Genomic DNA, 18544 nt, shown 5'->3' on the forward strand with positions numbered 1-18544 from the left:
CCCATCTCACGTAGGCAAGGCACAGAGCCATGTCAGTGGTCGATTGTAGTCACCAGCATCTCACGGTCGTGGGGATCGTTGTTGGCTACGGCCACGACCGCATCGTCGAGCGGCGTCGCTTCGGTCATGCGGTCGTTGATGGTCATGGTTGCCGCATAGAGTTTGTTGTCTTCCGGCACAGCGATAGGATCGAGAAGCGCCACTGGAACGCCCGCTTTTCTTGCGGTTTCCAAAGCATCATTCCAGTTTTCGGCATTGGTTTTGTCCACGTCGATTCCTGCGATGACAATGAGGTCGGCCTTGCGTTGCGCCATGTCACGCACGCCTTGCTGCGCGGTGGATTGCGCGTCCACAGTGCCTGAGACGGTAATGTACACCGGCTTGAGCTTACCGGCTTTCATGGCATCCATTGCCATGGAATCGGCAGTGACATCATCCGATCCAATCATGGCGATGGACAGGCTGTCACGATCCTCCATGGAGTGCGCCACCGCGGTACCGGGAGATTGCGTATCCCCCACCGCGGCATTCGACGGCACGCAACCAGATAGCGACGCGCAAGGCAACGCAATCGCGGTCATTCCATAAAACGCACGACGTGCGAATAACGGCATGCTCACTGCTCGTGCTTTCTGAACAGCGCCACAGTCTCAACATGATGGGTCATGGGGTAAATGTCGAATGCGCGGATATCCGCCAATTCGTAGCCCAGCGACACGAGTGTGGCAGTATCTCTGGCGAGGCTTGCCGGATCGCATGCGATATAGACCACGCTTTTCGCTTCGGCTTCGGCAATCTGCCTGCACACTTTCGCACGAGCGCCGGCACGCGGCGGATCAAGCACCACCACATCGGGTTTGGCGAGATCATTGCGCACGTTGGCAAGTGTTTTCGCCACATCGCCCACACGTGCATCGACGTTGCCCAGATGAATGTGCCTCAAATTACGCTGCGCGTTCCTTACCGCGGTTTTGCCGCCTTCGACGCTCAACATGCGAGTGCGCTCCGCCGTCAGCGTAGCCAACGGCAGCGTGAACAGACCTGAACCGGAATACAAATCCCACAGGCATGCGGATTTGGCGCCGTCGAGCTCGCCGCGTACCAAATCAATCACATGGTTGGTCAAAGCGATCGGCGCATGCCTATGCATCTGCCAGAAACCGCCTGCATCCACGTTGTATTCGAATGCACGGCCGGCAACAGTCACCTTTTCCGTAAGCTCACGGCTTCCAGCAACCACCTCACCGTTCACAAGCACGGCGTAATTGTCTGGAATCGGCGCATTATCGCGAGGTTCCGGAACGGATAGACGAATCTGGGAACCCGGCTCAAAGCCACCCTCCCATACATGCTCACGCTCGGCCACTTCCAGCAACGTACGGCTGGCCAACGGCATGGTATCAATCGGAACGCGCACATGCGTGCCCCGACGGCGCATCGACGGACGGCCATCTGCATCAGCGATCATCTCGATGCGAGTACGCCAATGCAGACCTTGCTCCGCATCGTCTTCCGGCATACGCTCAATGGGCACTTCCGTATCAACGTGGCCGAGTCTTGCCATCTGTTCCGCAACCGACGCGGCTTTCCACTTGAGTTGCCCGGCAAGCGACACATGCACCAGATCGGCGCCGCCGACGCCACCGCCCATGGCAAGGGGGCCTGCCAATGACCATATTGGATCAGTACGGTCTTCGCTCGCCTCGAGCACTTCCACCACTTCGCCCGTCCAGAAGCGATCCTCACGATCATGTGGCTCGTCCAATGCGACACGGACCAGTTCTCCGGGCAATGCGAATCGCACGAACACAACACGTCCGTCAATATGACCGACACAACGGCCTTGGTCGGCGTACCGTTCAATGCGGATGGTTGTTTCCATCAGTGTTCTTCCCTCATTTCGGTGGTTTGTGCTGCCTCAGCATCATCTTCGGAAGCTTCCTGCACCATCTTATGCCGGTGCATTGGCGTCGCCACGATCAGATACGAGACCCAAATCGCGAGCGCCCAGAACGGAATGCCCATCAGCAGACGCGCCGTTCCCAGCCAGCCGACGTGATTGCCGAAATAGAGCGGCACCTGCACGATCAGACGCAGCGCGAACACCCCGATCCACATCGCGGTGATGATGGTATAGGCGCGATTGAGCGCCTTGTCACCTCGCCAATCGGCAAGCCAGGCACGAAAATGTTCGGTCGGTAACGTTCTGATGAACTCGATGACCAATCCTAAGCCAGGCACTCGGGCCAGCAGTGAAATCGTCAGCAGAATAACGTAAAAGGCGTTGGTCAGGAATCCGAACATGTAATAGTTACGTGCCTCGTGACTGTTCCATGCCCAAATCAGGCAGATACCTACTGCCAGCAAGCCTGATACCGCTCCCATGACGGACTGTCGTTGGCACAGGCGCACGATCACCTGCAGCACGGCCAACACTGCGGACACGCCGATGGTCAGTTGCAAATTGGACGTGATGACGAACAACACCACGAACACGACGCCCGGCAGCATTGATTCGATAACGCCTCTCGGACCGCCAATGGCGTCGATCACGGAAAAATCGTCAGTATTACCGGCATCGGCAAGCGCACCAAGACCGGTTCGTTTTTTTGCTTCGGTTTCAGCCATACGTATTAGTTATCGGTTCGAGCGGCTCAGCGCACTTCGGAGAACATCGGTCCACGAGACAGCGTGGTCTTGACCTCAACCTGCTGGTCGGAGTCGAATGGACCTTTCGGCTTGCCTGGAATCTCAGTCTTCTGCTCAGCCTCTTCCGCAGCGGCCTTCGCGGCCTTGCGTTCGGCCGGAGCGACCGGCGGATGCATGGGAATCAGGTCGCGCGGTGCCAACGGATCATCGCCTCGCTCCACCACAATATCGGCGAAGAACTGGTTCAACGCCTTTGCTTCCTCACCCTCAGGATCGGTGGCGGCCTTGCCGGAGAAGATGCCACGCAGCATCCAACGCGGACCGTCGACGCCTACGATGCGGGTAAGCACCTTGCGTCCACCCTTGACGGTGACCGGCAATGCCAGTTCGGTGCCGAACACACCTTCGACTTCTTTCGCGTCCTTGTTGGCTTCAATCAGGTCGGCGCGAACGTCATCCCACAATCCGAGCGTCTTCGGGGCCGCGAACGCTTCAATCTCCACGCTGGAGGAACCGTAGGTGATGGTGGTGCCAAGAACCTGCTGAGTGGCACGGTTGGCTTTCACGCGCAATTCAATGCCCTTCAGGAACGGCAGATAATATGATCCCATATCGAGGTACTCGTCGTAATCAGGAACGTTCTCATCTTCCACGTCCCACGGACCATGCTTGTCACCGCGACCCTCGTATTCAGCGGAAGGCTTCGGAAGCGCCACGCCCTCCTGAGCTTCGTCAACATTTTCAGCTGCGTCGACAGCCTCTTCGTTTTCTTCGGCGGATGCTTCAAGAGCTTCCTCGCTCTGACGCTTCTTCTTACCGAATCCAAACAATCCCATGATGTTCCTCATTTCATAACGTTTGCAACCGTGACTAGCCTAGCACCCATGCTTAATATGGGCTGGGAATCGGGGTGTGATATTCCAATTCCCAGTCTGTGCACGGTAAACAGTGGCTTAAATGTCATACATAATGCTGAGCGGCGCATGATCGGACCAGCGCAGGTCGTAGGTCGGAGCCTTATCGATCACGAATCCGCAGGCCGTTTCCGCAAGTTCCGGTGTTGCGAACTGGTAGTCGATTCTCCAGCCGACATTGTTGTCAAATGCACGACCTCGCTGACTCCACCATGTGTACGGTCCCTGGATGTCTCCGGCGAGATCACGCATCACATCCACAAATTCCAGTTCTCCCAGCCATTTGTCGACATATGCGCGCTCTTCGGGGAGAAATCCGGCATGCGTTTCGTTGGCTTTGGCGTTTTTGATGTCGAGCGGCGTGTGCGCGATATTAAAATCACCGCACAGCACCGCTTGTTTCCCACCATGTGCAGCTTCATCGCGCAATTGCTCCATACGTACCAGCATGGTGTCGAGGAAACGGTATTTCTGCTTCATTTTTTCCGGATCATCGGTATTTCCCGCATGCACATACACGCAAACCACGGTAACGGCATAGCCTTGCGGAGTTTGCACGTCCGCTTCGATCCAGCGTCCAGAATCAACATCCTCATCAAGTCCCGGCAAGCCATACCGCCGTTCGGCAACAGGCAATGCCGACAGTAGACCGACACCGGCACGCCCTTTGATGCGGCAGATCTCGTTCATGCGATGCAATTCACTTTGATCAGCGATACGGCCTGCAGTCGAATATTCAAAACCGAATTCGTCAAAGATGGGATCGATTTCGTTTTGCGGAGCACGTACTTCCTGCAGGCACCATACGTCGGGAGTGTTGCGACCCGCCCATTCCTCGATGCCTTTGCGTTTCGCCGCGCGGATTCCATTCACATTAGAGGTTGTGATAGTGATCGTCATAGCGTCCTAGAGTAGCCGGAATACAAGAAAAGCCTCCGGCAATGCCGAAGGCTTTATTTTGAGACATATCGGTCGGATCAGTCAAGACCGAGCTGCAGCTTGCCGCCGGGGATGGCGTCAAGCAGATCACGAGTGTACTGCTTTTGCGGATGCTCGAAGACCTCGTCAGTGGTGGCGTGCTCCACAAGCTTGCCGTGCTGCATCACCACGACCTCATCGGCAATCTGGCGCACAACCGCCAAATCGTGGGTGATGAACAGGTAGCTCAGGCCCTTTTCCGTCTGCAGGTCATTGAGCAATCGCAACACCTGGTCCTGTACCAGCACGTCCAAAGCGGATACGGCCTCGTCGCAGACGATCACGTCCGGATCGAGAGCCATGGCTCGTGCGATGGCGATGCGCTGTCGCTGACCACCGGAAAGCTCGTTCGGGTAACGGAAACGCACAGATCCCGGCAGTTCCACCATATCGAGCAACTCACGCACACGGGCAGCACGACTTTTCTTGTCTCCAATGCCGTGGATGCGCAGTGGTTCTTCGATGGAACGGTAAATGGAGTACATCGGGTCAAGCGAACCATACGGATTCTGGAACACCGGCTGCACGTGACGACGGAAGTCAAGCAATTCCTTGCCTTGGAAGCCGGAAATGTCCTTGCCTTCATAGGTGACGGTGCCTGAGGTCGGTTCAAGCAGCTTCAGCACCATGTTGGCCACCGTGGACTTGCCGGAACCGGATTCGCCCACAATCGCCAGCGTGGTACCCTTTTTGACGGAGAAGCTCACATCGTCAACGGCCTTGAACATCTCCTTCTTGCGCGGCAGCTTGAACTCGCGCGTCAGATGATTCACCGTGATGATGGATTCGCCGGTCTTCAGTGAATCCTCATTCACCTTGTGTTCCATCACACGGCTGGCATCGCCACCATGCTCCTTGACGGAGATGATGCGCTGCGAGGCCAACGACGGCGCTGCCGACACCAGTCGCTTGGTGTACGGATGCTGCGGATGCTGCAGTACTTCCAGAGATGGGCCAGACTCAACGACCTGTCCCTTGTACATGACCACGATGTGCTGCGCACGCTCAGCCGCCAAGCCCAAGTCATGGGTGATGAACAGCACTGCGGTTCCCAACGAATCGGTGAGCATCTGCAGGTGATCAAGGATCTTCTTCTGCACGGTCACATCAAGCGCGGAGGTCGGCTCGTCGGCGATCAGCAGTTCCGGACGGCATGCCAAGCCGATGGCGATGAGCGCACGCTGGCGCATACCACCGGAAAACTCGTGCGGATACTGGCGTGCACGAGTGGCGGCATCCGGCAGACCTGCCTCAGAAAGAAGACCTGCGATGCGGTCGTCCATGGTAGAGCCGATTACATACTTCTTGGCGATGTACCAAGCGTCATCCTCGGCCACGCCGGCCTTGATCAGGTCGTCGGCCACGCGCCAACGCGTTTCAGATCCCGGAACCCACTCCGACTCGAAGTATGCCACGGTCTTGTCGAAGTCGTCGCCGGTCTTGCCGATCTTGGACAGCGCTTCCTTCGCCGCGGACAACAGCTCCGGAAGATCCTTGGAGCCAAGGAAAGTCTCATCGTCGTTGTTTTTAAGCTCGACATCAGCATCGGCGAGAGCCTTCGACAGCGAGGAACGCTTCTCATGGGCGATATCCATATTGTTGGCGACCAGCGCCTCCTTCACCTGGGTGCCGATACGCCACACCGGGTTCAGGTTGCTCATCGGATCCTGCGGGACAAGACCCATCTTGTTGCCGCGCAACTTGTCGAAATCCCTCTGCTTGTAACCGGAGATTTCCTCGCCATCAAGCTTGATGGATCCTCCGACCACATGGCCTGTGCCTGGAAGCAGACCAAGCACTGCCATAGCGGACGTGGACTTGCCGGAGCCGGACTCACCAACGATAGCCACCCACTGACCCGGGTATACGCTGAAAGAGGAGTTGCGCACCGCATGTATCGGCCGGCCATCATCAGTGGTGAAGTCGACCTGGAGGTTCTTGACTTCCAGCAGCGGACCGTTGGCGCGTTGCATGGCCTCGAGCTTGTTTTCGGTATTCATTTCAGTCATCGAATATCCCTCACTTACACTCACGCACGGCTCTTCGGATCAAGCGCATCCTTCACAGCGTCGCCCATCATGATGAAGGCAAGCACAGTGATGGCAAGCGCCGCGGACGGGTAGAACAGCACCATCGGATCTGTACGCAGAATGGACTGCGCATTGGAGATGTCGCCGCCCCAGCTGACGGTAGTGGTCGGCAGACCCAGACCAAGGAAGCTCAACGTTGCTTCCAACACGATGTAGGTAGCCAGAGACGTTGTGCCCACCACAATGATCGGTGCCAAGGAATTCGGCAGAATGTGGCGGAACAGGTTACGCCATGGCGTTGAGCCAAGTGCGGTGGAAGCCGTATTGAACTCCAGATTCTTGGCTTCCATAACAGCGCCTCGCGCAATTCGCGCAACAGATGTCCAGCCGAACAACGTCATGACCAGAATAATCTTCCAAATGGAACCGTTGGTCTTGAACATCTGCAGCACCACGATGGCACCAAGCAAAATCGGCAAAGCCAGGAAAATATCGGTCAAACGGCTGAGAATGCCGTCAACCCAGCCTCCGAAGAAGCCGCTCAATGCACCGATCAGCGTGCCCAACAGCACCACCAGCACCGTAGCGAACACGCCGACGCTCAGCGAGGTACGAGTACCATACACCACGCGAGAGTACACGTCGCATCCTTGCAGATCGAATCCGAAAGGATGTCCCTTCGAAGCCGATTCCAAGGAGTTCTCAAGCGTGCAGTAATTCGGATTCTGCTTGGTCATCACTCCTGGGAACAGCGCCACGAAGATAATGAACACAATAAGCACAGCGGAGATGATGAACATCGGGTTCTTGCGCAGGGTACGCCATGCGTCAGCCCAAAGGCTTGAAGCCGGTACGGACTCGTCGACCGAGTCAACGTCCTTAAGCGGCGTCTCCTCAAGAGGAGCAACATATCGTTCCTGTCCCGGAAGTGCGTGGGAAAGATTCGTTTCGTTCATATCAGTCATTGTTCAATCCTCCCAACTCACGCGTAGCGGATTCGCGGATCAAGCGCCGCATAGAGCATATCGACCAGCAGGTTGCACACTGCGAAAATCAACATAAGCAGAGTCACAATGGACACCACCAGGTTGCCTTCGCCCTTGATGATGCTTTGATAAGTCAGGTAACCAATGCCGTGCACATTGAAGATGGTTTCGGAAATCATGGCACCGCCCATCAGTGCGCCAAGATCCTGACCAAGGTAAGTGACGACAGGAATCATGGAGTTACGCAAAACGTGACGATTCATGACCGACCTATTGCTCATGCCTTTGGCGCGTGCGGTGCGCACATAGTCAAGCGCGATATTGGAGGAAATCTCCGAACGACTCAATCTGATGATATATGCCATAGACACAGATCCAAGCACTATTGCCGGCATCAGTAGATCGATGAATCCTGGATTGGCGCCGGCCGTAACTGGAAGCAGACGCAACTTCACGCCTAGGAAATACTGGGCAAGGAAGCCCGTGACAAAGGTCGGGACGGAGATGAGCAGCAGAGAGATGATCAGGATCACGGTATCGCACCACTTGCCCTTGTTCAGACCGGAAATCGCGCCGAAGATCACGCCGAATACGGCTTCGAACACGAAAGCCATCAGTGCGAGCTTGATAGTGACCGGGAATGCACGTCCGATCTGGTCGATGACCAGCTGGCCGGAGAAGGTCTTGCCAAAATCAAGAGTCAGCGCATTTTTCAGGAACAGCAAATACTGTACGATGAACGGTTTATCCAGATTGTATTCGGCACGAATCTGCGCAGCGACGGCCTCATTGACCGGCTTATCGCCAAACATCGCCTTAACCGGGTCGCCCGGCAATGCGAACACCAGGGCGTACACCAAAAGCGTCGTGCCGAGAACCACAGGGATCATCTGCAGAATGCGTCGCAGAAGATATCTGCCCATTGGTTTCTCCTTTTATTGCTTATTCATTGTCAACCTTTTCAGATTATTACTCATAATCATCGGGGAAGGTTAACGATTTACCCCGCAAGTTTTGTGGCAACACACAACAAACTGCTTTATATTGCAGTTTCATGGGAATCAGCTGGGAAAAATGCATTGGTTGCCGGCATCTATCCCTGACGCCTCTTGGCCACACTGATCTCACCCTAAAAAACGGTGCGTATTACATGGAAAGGAAGGAACGGATATGATCCGTCCCTTCCTTCAATTGGCTCAGCGAGATTCACTCACGAAGATCGGCTCACTTGCCGGACTTGGTCATGTTCTCGTAGACCGGCAGGTTCTGCCAGTTCATTTCGAAACCGGAAACGCCGGTAGCAGCCACACCGTAGGCGTTGGCGTAGTACAGCGGAACGGCCGGGAGATCGTTCAACAGAATCTCCTGAGCCTGCTGGTACAGCTTGTTGGCCTCGTCGGTGGTCTGAGCGGCAGCGGCCTTGGAGCACAGATCGTCGAACGCCGAACTCTTGTAATCGCCATCGTTGGAACCATTGCCATCGGCAGCGGAGGAAGCGAAGTTGGCCACCAGATAGTTTTCGGCGGACGGATAATCCGGCTGCCAGCCGCTACGGAATGCGCCCTGCACCTTGCGATCGGACACGGCGGTACGGTAATCGTTGAAGGTCGGGTACGGGTTGGTGGCAGCCACTTCGGAACCAAGCGTGTTGTTGATGGAGTTCACCACAGCGGTGTAGGTGGTCTCGTGGCCACCGTCAGCGTTGTAGGCGAAGGTAAGCTTGTCGTCGGAAGTCCACGGGCTGATGGCGTTGGCCTTCTCCCAGAGTTCCTTGGCCTTCTTCTCGTTGTACTTCAGATTCTCGCTACCCTTGAGAGAGTCGGAATAGCCCGGGGTCAGAGGAGAGGTGAAGTCGACGGCCGGAGTACCGGTGCCGTTGAGCACCTTGTCGCAGATGTTCTCGCGGTTGATGGCCATGGAGATGGCCTGACGACGCAGGGTGCCTTCCTCGGTACCAGCCTCGAAGTGCTTCAGGCTGGACGGAATGGTGAACTGCTGGATGACGGAACCGGCCTTGTTGTAGGCCTGTACGGTCTCATCGGTTTCGAAGGTCTTGGTGGCGGAGGCCGGCACGGACTCCATCACGTCGAGGGCACCGGACTGGATGTCGGCGTAGGCGGCGTCATCCTTGGTGTAAACCTTGAAGGTCACGCCGTCGTTCTTCGGGGTGCGGTTGCCCTTGTAGTCAGGGTTCTTCACGAGCACGATCTCGTTGTCGTGATCCCAGGATTGGAACTTGTACGGACCATTGCCGACCGGAGCCTCACCGAAGGCATCCGTGTCCTTGTAGAAGGATTCCGGCAGCGGAGCGAATGCGGAATAGCCCACCTTGATGGCGAACACGGAATCGGACTGGTTCAGGTCGACGGTGAACTCGTGATCGTTGACGATCTTCAGACCTTCAAGCTGCTCGTCACCCTTGAGGTTGTCGGTGTTCTGCAGTGCGTCATAGCCCTTGATGGTGGAGAAGAAGGAGGAGCCGACCATGCCATTCTTGGCGTTGGCCACGTAGCTCCAAGCCTTGGTGAAGGACTCGGCGGTCACATCGGTGCCGTCAGTGAACTTCCAACCATCCTTGAGCTTGATGTCGTACTGGGTGGCGTCATCGTTAGCCTCAATGGACTCAGCCACTTCGTTGGAAGCATTGCCCTGGGCGTCGAAGGAAATCAGGCGGGAGAACAGCAGATCAACCGGTTTGCCACCACCGGTCTCGTTAGTGTTGCCCGGAATGAGCGGGTGCTGCGGTTCGGAATTGTATGCGGTGATGATGTTGGCACCTTCAGCGGCGGTATCGCTGCCGTTGGAAGAGCCACAGCCGCTCAGCAGCATACCAAAAGCGCATGCGGCGGCAGCGAAAGCCAATGCTTTCTTCTTCATATAATCATTCTCCTATTCGATATCACATCGGGATTGTCCTCCCGCAAATGGAAACGAGCCGACCTACTCACCGACGCATCTCTATTTGGCGATAGTGCACTATTCTTGCTCAATTGACGGACAACCTTCCCGTGAAACCAAAAAACGCATACCGTTCCTTAACGATATGACGGCGGAAAACATACGTTTTCCGCCGTCATATCGAACAATGTATCCGAAGAATAAGTCAGCTCTTCGAAATCTCGTTATACATCGGAACATTCTGCCAGTTCATGACGAAGTTCTTCACGCCGGATGCTGCAACGCCATTGGCATTGGAGTAATACAGCGGAACGGCCGGGAGGTCGTTCAACAGAATCTCCTGAGCCTGCTGGTACAGCTTGTTGGCCTCGTCGGTGGTCTGAGCGGCAGCGGCCTTGGAGCACAGATCGTCGAACGCCGAACTCTTGTAATCGCCATCGTTGGAACCATTGCCATCGGCAGCGGAGGAAGCGAAGTTGGCCACCAGATAGTTTTCGGCGGACGGATAATCCGGCTGCCAGCCGGTACGGAACGCGCCGGTCATCTTACGGTCGGTAACGTCGTTTCGGAATTCCTGGAAGGTCGGCACCGGGTTGGTGGTCACGTCGATACCAAGCGTGTTCTTCACGGAATTCACCACGGCTTCAAAAATCGGCTTGGCTCCGCCGTCTGCGTTATAGGAGAACGTAAGCTTGTCGTCGGAAGTCCACGGGCTGATGGCGTTGGCCTTCTCCCAGAGTTCCTTGGCCTTCTTTTTGTTGTATTTCAGATTCTCGTTGCCCTTGAGCGAATCGGAGTAGCCCGGAGTCTTCGGAGACGTGAATTCGACTGCCGGAGTTCCCAAACCATTCAGCACCTTGTCGCAGATGGCCTGACGGTCGATGGACATGGACAATGCCTGTCGACGCAACTGGCCTTCTTCAGTGGATGTCTTCCAATGTTCAAGATCCGACGGAATGGTGAACGTCTGAATCACGGAACCGGCCTTGTTGTATGGCACCACGGAGGAATCGGATTCGAAGGTCTTGCTGTCGGCGGACGGCACGGTATCCATCACATCAAGGTTGCCGGCCTGAACATCGGCATAGGCCGCGTTGGCGTCCGTGTAGATCTTGAACGTCACACCGTCGTTATTCACCTTGCGATTGCCCTTGTAGTCGGGATTCTTGACCAGCTTGATTTCCTTGTCATGATCCCAGGAACTGAACTTGTACGGGCCATCGGAAACCGGCGACTCTCCGAAGGCCTTCGGATCCTTGTAGAAGGATTCTGGCAGCGGATAGAATCCCGAGTAACCCAGCTTGATGGAGAACGCGGAATCCGGCTGGCTCAGGTCGACGGTGAACTCGTGATCGTTGACGATCTTCAGACCTTCAAGCTGCTCGTCACCCTTGAGGTTGTCGGTGTTCTGCAGCGCGTCATAGCCCTTGATGCTGGAGAAGAAGGAGGAGCACAGCTGCGCGTTCTTCGCATTGGCCGTATAGCTCCAAGCCTTGGTGAAGGACTCGGCGGTCACATCGGTGCCGTCAGTGAACTTCCAACCATCCTTGAGCTTGATGTCGTACTGGGTGGCGTCATCATTGGCAGTAATGGAGTCGGCCACTTCATTCTTGGCCTTGCCATCCTTATCGAAAGACACCAATCCGGCGAACATCAGATCGATAGGACGACCACCGCCGGTTTCATTGGTGTTGCCCGGAATCAAGCTATTCTGCGGTTCGGAGTCAAATGCCGTAATGACATTCGACCCTTTAGCCGCGTCCCCAGATGTGGAAGATCCACAGCCGCCCAGCGCCATGCCAAGCACACAGGCCGCCGCCGCAACGACAAACACCTTGCTTTTCCTCATATTCATTATGTTTCCCTTCATTATTTTGATTACCGGTCGGTATCGTTTCCCCGTACCAGCTCCACCTAGTAAATACACCCTAAATCAAGAAGAAACACCAATTTCTGTTACAGGAATGTAACGAAATATCCATGGACCGCGTCTACGCACGGGGAAAAGCCTGACCGTATCGGGCTTTCAGCTGTTCGATGGAGACATGCGTGTACCGTTGCGTGGTCTTCAGCGAGGAATGTCCCAAGAGCTCCTGCACCTCACGCAAATCCGCTCCCCCGTCAAGCATATGCGTGGCGGCACTGTGCCGCAGAGCATGAGGGCTAATGTCGGGAACGCCGGCATCACGCGCGCATGCGTGCACCACACGACGTACCATCCGCTGATCAATGCGTTTGCCTTGCATTCCAAGAAACAGCGCTGCCGCGGACTGCTCCCCCACCAACAGGGGACGCCCATCATCCAGCCAACGACATATCGCTTTTTGCGCCGGAGCACCAAATGGCATGACTCGTTGTTTGTTGCCTTTGCCGGTCACTTTGACCGTTCGATTGGAAAAGACCACATCCGGCACATCGAGTCCCACCAGTTCAGCCACACGCATGCCCGTCGCATACAGCAGTTCCAGCATTGCGGCGTCACGCAGCTCAATGGCCTGCTGCTTCATGGTCCGCTCCTTCGAATGAGACGTTTCACCCTCCTCATCCACGCGTTCCATCAGTTGTTCGGCCTGTGATTCGCTGAGCACCTCCGGCAACGTATCGGGTATCTTCGGGGTCATGAGCACACAAGCCGGATCCGACATCGTCACGCCATGCTCATGCGTCCACGCGAAAAAACCACGTACCGCCACGGTTTTTCGGGCCATGCTGCTTCTCGCATGGTTTTTCGATGATTCTGCCATCCACATGCGAAGATCTTCGATGGTCACCTCGTTAAGATCCCTGCATCCAAGCCGTTCCAAGGCAAGCAGACATTCTTCGACATCACCTCGGTATGCCTTCCGCGTGTTTTCACTCAATCCACGGTTAGCTTTCAGATATGTATCGAATGCCTCTGCACTCTCATCGAACAGCATGCCGATCAGCCTTTCCCGAGCTCAACAGCAAGCCCGAATCCATGAATTTCTCTCCATTATGTGTCCATTCTCCGATAGAAACCGCAATCCCGACACAACTTGAAAGGAGACCAACTATGCTATCCAGTAGCGTTCGCTTAGCGAATCCGTCGATAATCGTCTATTCGAAGGGGAGATTATGCCGATTCCAAACGAAATTCCAGCAGGCGCGCGCATTGTGGTGCGCACATGCGAAGGTGTTGATCCAAAGGACCAGCGCATGAAATTCCGCGATTATGTCGGTCACGTGCGTTCTTGGGACGGGCAGACACTGGAAATGACGCGCGATGCGGCAGCCAACGGTTCGCGTCCGGAGCAACGTGTCAGTATTCCCGCCGACACCGTCGTCACCATCAAACCGGTTCCGGAACGTTCCATGACCAGGCCGCGCCCATAGCGCGTCATACTGAGGAACGCACCTGTGCCATGGCTTGACGGTAGCCGTTGAATCGCACAATATGCTCTCCCCTGCGTGCCGAATCCAGCAGCATCTTCTGCCAATCGGTCTCAGGGATTGACAGTTCGGCCGTTTCGCAACGTTCTGCGAAATCAGGTTCTTTGGCGAGAGCCTTGTATTCACGGAATGGCTGTCCCTGTACGAAGAAACGCGCCATTTCCTTATCATCGCCCGCAGTAGGCGCGCCCTGCTGCGCGGTCATGCCATGCAACACATTGGCCATAAGCATCAAGCGATTGGCCATGTTACGCAATAACGCTTCAACGTTGGCCGCGTCCTCTTCCACCATTGCACGGGTACGGTTCGGATCGGTCAGCGCAACACGGGTCATATCTCGCCACGAGCCGGCGGCGAGCGCTGCCGCGATGTTTCGATCGGGATTGGCCACCAGCTCGTTGATCATGGCCGTGGAAATGACGTGTGGCATGTGAGAGATCAGTGCCGCGCAACGATCGTGGGTCGCATCGTCGAGTACGATGAGACGATTCGCGCAATGGTCGACGATCATTGTCGCAACGGCGCGGAAACGCTGGTATTCAGTGTTTCCATCCACGGTAATGGCCCAAAGAGCACCGTCGTAAAGCGTTGGATCCGACGATTCCCAACCGGAAAGTTCATTGCCGGCCATGGGGTGCGCCCCCACATAGCAGTGTTCCAGACCTGCGGCCCTGACCTGCTCCCTGACCATTCCCTTGACGCTGCCTACATCGGTGAGCGTGGTGACACTTGGATCGATCAGCGGTTTGAGTGCACCCAGAATTTGCGGCATGGCTTTAAGCGGATTGCATAGCACAAGCACGTCAGGTTTTGCATCAGTAAGCACAGCCAGCGTGGGCACGCATCGTATGCCGTCCGCCTCCGCGGTTTCATATGGCCGATCGTTATGGTTCCATGCGACGACCTCGCAGCCCGCATTGACGAGCCTGCGCGCCAGGGACCCCCCAATAAGTCCGAGACCCACGATTGCGATACGTTGCTTCACCACATCAGCTCCTTTTTGGCCGTTTCACTGTCCTGCCAATCGTTTAGCAGATGCTGTTCGTCAAGACGTACGCCTCCCTGGGGCAGCATCCATGAGGTGACTGGAGGATTAGGGCGTTCTCTACGCGGATATACGGCCAGAGTTTTGGCCCAGTCACCATGTTCTGCGATTTCGACCAGAGCATCGTGGAAACGTTGCTCCCACGGTGCCGCATCGAACGTCGCAATAAAACTGTAGGTGCCTGTGCGTCCTTTGATTGGCCGTGAGATGAAGCTTGTCATGTTGAGTCCCGCGTCGCGGAATACGTCCAGCAGGTTCGCAAGTACGCCGGGGCCGGTGACGAGCGGGATAAGCGTCAACACGGATTCGTATTCCATACCGGCTTGGGAACGTGGCTGTTCCAACAGTTTCCCTGCTTCCCCGCGCGGGGCGAGCACAAGGAAATCAGTTTGCGCGCCTTGATAATCCTGCACGGCGGTGCCGATGCGTGTGACGTTGTAGAGTTCACCGCAGACACTTGGCCCAAAGGCTATTTCGTTCGCTTTAATGTCTCGACATGCGGCGGCGTTGGATGGTGCTGGAACCGGCTGCAAACGGTGTTCCGCGATAAAACGTTTGCATTGCGCGAGTCCGTGCGAATGCGCGGTGGCCACGGTGGCATTTTTCGGATCGGATCCCGAACGCACGTACGCGTCAAAAGTAACATCGACGCCCACACGCGCGAATCCGGCCAGGTCTTTGGCGTCGATCAGCGCGTCCAAGTTCGGTACCACGAAGCCTTCGACATTGTTTTCCCATGCCACGACGCCCCAGCCCTCACCCTGCTGCACGGCTTCGAGAATCTGCGGTACATCGTCCAAAGCCATCAATTCGAACCCTTCAGGTTCGAGATGGGCCAGCTCCTGCGATGCATTGACCGCAGCCTGATGGGTGAAGGTGCCTTGCGGCCCCAGATAGAACAGCTTTCGTGCGCTCATTCAACCCCATTTCTTGTCTTGATGTTTCCATGCACCTTATCTCATTGACATGGAATCAGCCGCCAATCATTTCACTGGTTGGGCGATGCCAGACGTTTCGGGCCCTCTCGTTTGGGTGTCGGTAACAAACGCATCATCATGCGTCTTCTTGCGCGGAGGCGTGACGAACCAACATTTCGGTAATACCAGCATCACGATCGGAATGAGCACGACTCCGTATAGCCAAAAATATCCCGCTTGTGCACTGAAGAACGGCATGGGATCGTCTCCGCCGAATCCAACGGGAATCATGGCATCTCCGCCAGGACCATACCCAGCCATCACTGTCCAGACCACCAGAGAAGAGCTAATCAGATGCAACGCGAGGCCTGAAACGCCGTCACGCGATCGAGCGGACCATGTTGAGATGATCACCATGAGATAGGCGATCAGCAATCCGTAGGGAACGTTCATGGATGCCCCCATACGGTGAGACATGGTTCCTACCATGCCAACTACGATTCCAGAAGCAAGATCGATCAGGAATCGTCCCCATATCGGCAGGCGGTACGACCATGGCATCAATCGCGCATCAGCCACCATCCGTTGATTGGATTCATCCGTATCATGCGATTGCTTCATCTGTTGCGTCATATCTCCACTATCTCTCGCTAACCTGAAAAGAAAAAGAGACACGTGAGAACACGTATCTCTTTTCGTAAAAGCAACGCGAAAATCACTTGTTATTTTGAGCGTTATTCTGTCGGCGCTGCTTGGCGCGCCACTTATACCAGTCCTCACGGCTGAGAATGATCTTGCGCACGCGGATGGATTCCGGGGTGACTTCCACGCACTCGTCCTCGTTGGCGAAGTCCAAAGACTCCTCGAGGCTCATCTTGATCGGCGGAGTCAGAGTTTCAAGCACATCCGCGGTAGAGGAACGCATATTGGTCATATGCTTGGCCAATGTGATGTTCACATCAAGCTCGTCCGGCTTATTGTTCACGCCGACGACCTGACCCTCGTACACCGGAGACTGCGGCTCAACAAAGAAGTTGCCGCGCGCCTGCAGACGCTGCATGGCGTACGGGGTGGCGATACCCTTACGATCGCAGACCATGGAGCCGTTCTGGCGCGTCACAATCTGACCGGCCCACGGAGCGTAGCCGGCGGAGATGGAGGATGCGATGCCGGTGCCGCGGGTGGCGGACAGCAGCGCGGTACGGAAGCCAATCAGGCCACGGGACGGCACGGTGAACTGCAGACGGACCCAACCGGTGCCGTGGTTGGTCATGTTCTCCATACGGCCCTTACGGTCGGCAAGCAGCTGAGTGACGGTACCCATGTACTCTTCCGGAACGTCGATGGTGGTGTTTTCCATCGGCTCGTTGATCACGCCGTCGATGGTCTTGGTGACCACCTGCGGACGGCCGACGGTCAACTCATAGCCTTCGCGACGCATCTGCTCGGCAAGCACGGCCAGCGCAAGTTCACCACGGCCCTGAACCTCCCAAGCATCCGGACGCTCGGTCGGCAGCACCTTGATGGACACGTTGCCGATGAGCTCGCGGTCGAGGCGATCCTTGATCATGCGGGCGGTAAGCTTGTGGTCTTTGCCTTCAGTGCCTGCAAGCGGGGAATCGTTGATACCGAAGGTCATGGAGATGGCCGGGTCATCAACGTGAATCAGCGGCAGCGGACGCGGATCAGACGGGTCGACGATGGTCTCGCCGATCATGATGTCGTTCACACCTGCGACTGCGACGATGTCGCCAGGGCCCGCGGAATCGACCGGAGTACGCTCAAGGCCCTGCGTACGCAACAGTTCGGAAACACGGAAGTTTTCAATGGAACCGTCCACACGGGACAGTCCGTAGGTCTTACCCTTCTCAAGGGTGCCATTGTAGATGCGCACCAAGCCGAGTCGTCCAAGGAAGTCGGAGGAATCGATGTTGGCGACGTGTGCCTGAAGAGGAGCGCCTTCCTCATATTCCGGAGCCGGAATGTTCTTGATGATGGCCTCGAACAACGGTTCGAGATCTTCATTGTCTGGCAGACCGCCATTTTCCGGCTGGTTTTCGGAAGCATAGCCAGCCTTTGCCGCACAGTAAATGACCGGAAGGTCGAACAGTGCGTCTTCATCGAGGTCGATGCCTTCCTCGATAACATCCTGGGCCAAGCCGAGCAACAGGTCGGAGGATTCACCCACGACTTCTTCAATACGGGCGTCCGGACGATCGGTCTTATTCACGCACAGGATAACCGGCAGTTTGGCTTCCAGAGCCTTGCGCAGCACGAAGCGGGTCTGCGGCAGCGGGCCTTCGGAAGCGTCGACAAGGAGCACAACGCCGTCCACCATGGAGATACCGCGCTCGACCTCACCACCGAAATCGGCGTGGCCAGGGGTGTCGATGATGTTCAGGGTGATGCCTTCCGGATGCCCGTACTTGGCTGCCAGCGGACCGGTGTACTGCACAGCGGTGTTCTTGGCGAGAATGGTAATGCCCTTCTCACGCTCCAGATCATTGGAATCCATCACACGATCCGGAACTTCCTCACGCTCGTTGAACACGTGGGACTGTGCCAGCATGGCATTTACCAGCGTGGTCTTGCCATGATCGACGTGTGCCACAATCGCTACATTTCGAATATCGCCGCGAACCGCCATCGAAACCTCTCTTAGTATTACTGTTCTTGTTGCGTAATGTTCGGTACGTGATTGATTATCTGCACTTAC

Annotated in this window: 16 protein-coding genes; 1 reads left to right on the top strand and 15 read right to left on the bottom strand. The window is 56.0% G+C overall.

The genetic code is table 11. The features are described from left to right. Positions 1-32: 32 nt before the first annotated feature. The 11 genes from CE153_RS03860 to CE153_RS03910 form a co-directional block, all read right to left on the bottom strand. Positions 33-614 (bottom strand): sugar ABC transporter substrate-binding protein, encoded by a 582-nt coding sequence (locus CE153_RS03860; RefSeq protein ID WP_099595177.1) that lies wholly within the window; start codon positions 612-614, stop codon positions 33-35. A gap of 2 nt (positions 615-616) precedes the next feature. After that, positions 617-1882: a class I SAM-dependent RNA methyltransferase gene (locus CE153_RS03865; protein WP_099595178.1), complete on the bottom strand. Its 1266-nt coding sequence runs from the start codon at positions 1880-1882 to the stop codon at positions 617-619. Then, on the bottom strand, positions 1882-2628 hold the full coding sequence (locus CE153_RS03870; protein WP_099571288.1) for a DUF3159 domain-containing protein: 747 nt from the start codon (positions 2626-2628) through the stop codon (positions 1882-1884). The genes CE153_RS03865 and CE153_RS03870 overlap by 1 nt, the downstream gene beginning before the upstream one ends. Before the next feature lie 26 nt (positions 2629-2654). Further along, positions 2655-3485, bottom strand: a complete 831-nt coding sequence (locus CE153_RS03875) for a DUF3710 domain-containing protein (RefSeq protein ID WP_180753393.1) — start codon at positions 3483-3485, stop codon at positions 2655-2657. 117 nt (positions 3486-3602) lie between these two features. Further along, positions 3603-4463, bottom strand: a complete 861-nt coding sequence (locus CE153_RS03880; RefSeq protein WP_099595179.1) for an exodeoxyribonuclease III — start codon at positions 4461-4463, stop codon at positions 3603-3605. Between the two features lie 77 nt (positions 4464-4540). Beyond that, on the bottom strand, positions 4541-6550 hold the full coding sequence (locus CE153_RS03885) for a dipeptide ABC transporter ATP-binding protein (protein ID WP_099571291.1): 2010 nt from the start codon (positions 6548-6550) through the stop codon (positions 4541-4543). A gap of 20 nt (positions 6551-6570) precedes the next feature. Further along, positions 6571-7536: an ABC transporter permease gene (locus CE153_RS03890; protein WP_099571292.1), complete on the bottom strand. Its 966-nt coding sequence runs from the start codon at positions 7534-7536 to the stop codon at positions 6571-6573. 17 nt (positions 7537-7553) lie between these two features. Then, positions 7554-8480 (bottom strand): ABC transporter permease, encoded by a 927-nt coding sequence (locus CE153_RS03895; protein ID WP_099595180.1) that lies wholly within the window; start codon positions 8478-8480, stop codon positions 7554-7556. A 301-nt stretch (positions 8481-8781) separates the two neighbouring features. Further along, positions 8782-10434 carry a peptide ABC transporter substrate-binding protein gene (locus CE153_RS03900; RefSeq protein ID WP_099571294.1) on the bottom strand — a complete coding sequence of 551 codons (1653 nt, stop codon included), beginning with the start codon at positions 10432-10434 and terminating at the stop codon, positions 8782-8784. 226 nt (positions 10435-10660) lie between these two features. Continuing rightward, positions 10661-12304, bottom strand: a complete 1644-nt coding sequence (locus tag CE153_RS03905) for a peptide ABC transporter substrate-binding protein (RefSeq protein ID WP_099595325.1) — start codon at positions 12302-12304, stop codon at positions 10661-10663. A 142-nt stretch (positions 12305-12446) separates the two neighbouring features. Next, the gene (locus CE153_RS03910; protein ID WP_099571296.1) at positions 12447-13373 is read right to left on the bottom strand and encodes a tyrosine recombinase XerC; all 927 of its coding nucleotides are present in this window, start codon (positions 13371-13373) and stop codon (positions 12447-12449) included. Between the two features lie 178 nt (positions 13374-13551). On the opposite strand from CE153_RS03910, the gene CE153_RS03915 reads away from it, so the two are divergent. Then, positions 13552-13809: a DUF6725 family protein gene (locus CE153_RS03915; protein WP_099571297.1), complete on the top strand. Its 258-nt coding sequence runs from the start codon at positions 13552-13554 to the stop codon at positions 13807-13809. A 4-nt stretch (positions 13810-13813) separates the two neighbouring features. Here CE153_RS03915 and CE153_RS03920 read toward each other — a convergent pair whose 3' ends face one another. From CE153_RS03920 to typA, 4 genes are all read right to left on the bottom strand, one after another. After that, on the bottom strand, positions 13814-14851 hold the full coding sequence (locus CE153_RS03920; RefSeq protein WP_180753394.1) for a prephenate dehydrogenase: 1038 nt from the start codon (positions 14849-14851) through the stop codon (positions 13814-13816). Beyond that, a complete protein-coding gene (locus tag CE153_RS03925; RefSeq protein ID WP_099595182.1) occupies positions 14848-15828 on the bottom strand; it encodes a prephenate dehydratase domain-containing protein in 981 nt (326 codons plus the stop codon). The genes CE153_RS03920 and CE153_RS03925 overlap by 4 nt, the downstream gene beginning before the upstream one ends. A 66-nt stretch (positions 15829-15894) precedes the next feature. Continuing rightward, positions 15895-16461 carry a hypothetical protein gene (locus CE153_RS03930; RefSeq protein WP_099595183.1) on the bottom strand — a complete coding sequence of 189 codons (567 nt, stop codon included), beginning with the start codon at positions 16459-16461 and terminating at the stop codon, positions 15895-15897. A gap of 82 nt (positions 16462-16543) precedes the next feature. After that, positions 16544-18475, bottom strand: coding sequence for a translational GTPase TypA (gene typA / locus CE153_RS03935; protein WP_099571301.1), 1932 nt, complete (start codon positions 18473-18475; stop codon positions 16544-16546). Positions 18476-18544 lie beyond the last annotated feature (69 nt).

The organism is Bifidobacterium sp. N4G05 (genome assembly GCF_002742445.1).
Lineage (GTDB): Bacteria > Actinomycetota > Actinomycetes > Actinomycetales > Bifidobacteriaceae > Bifidobacterium > Bifidobacterium hominis.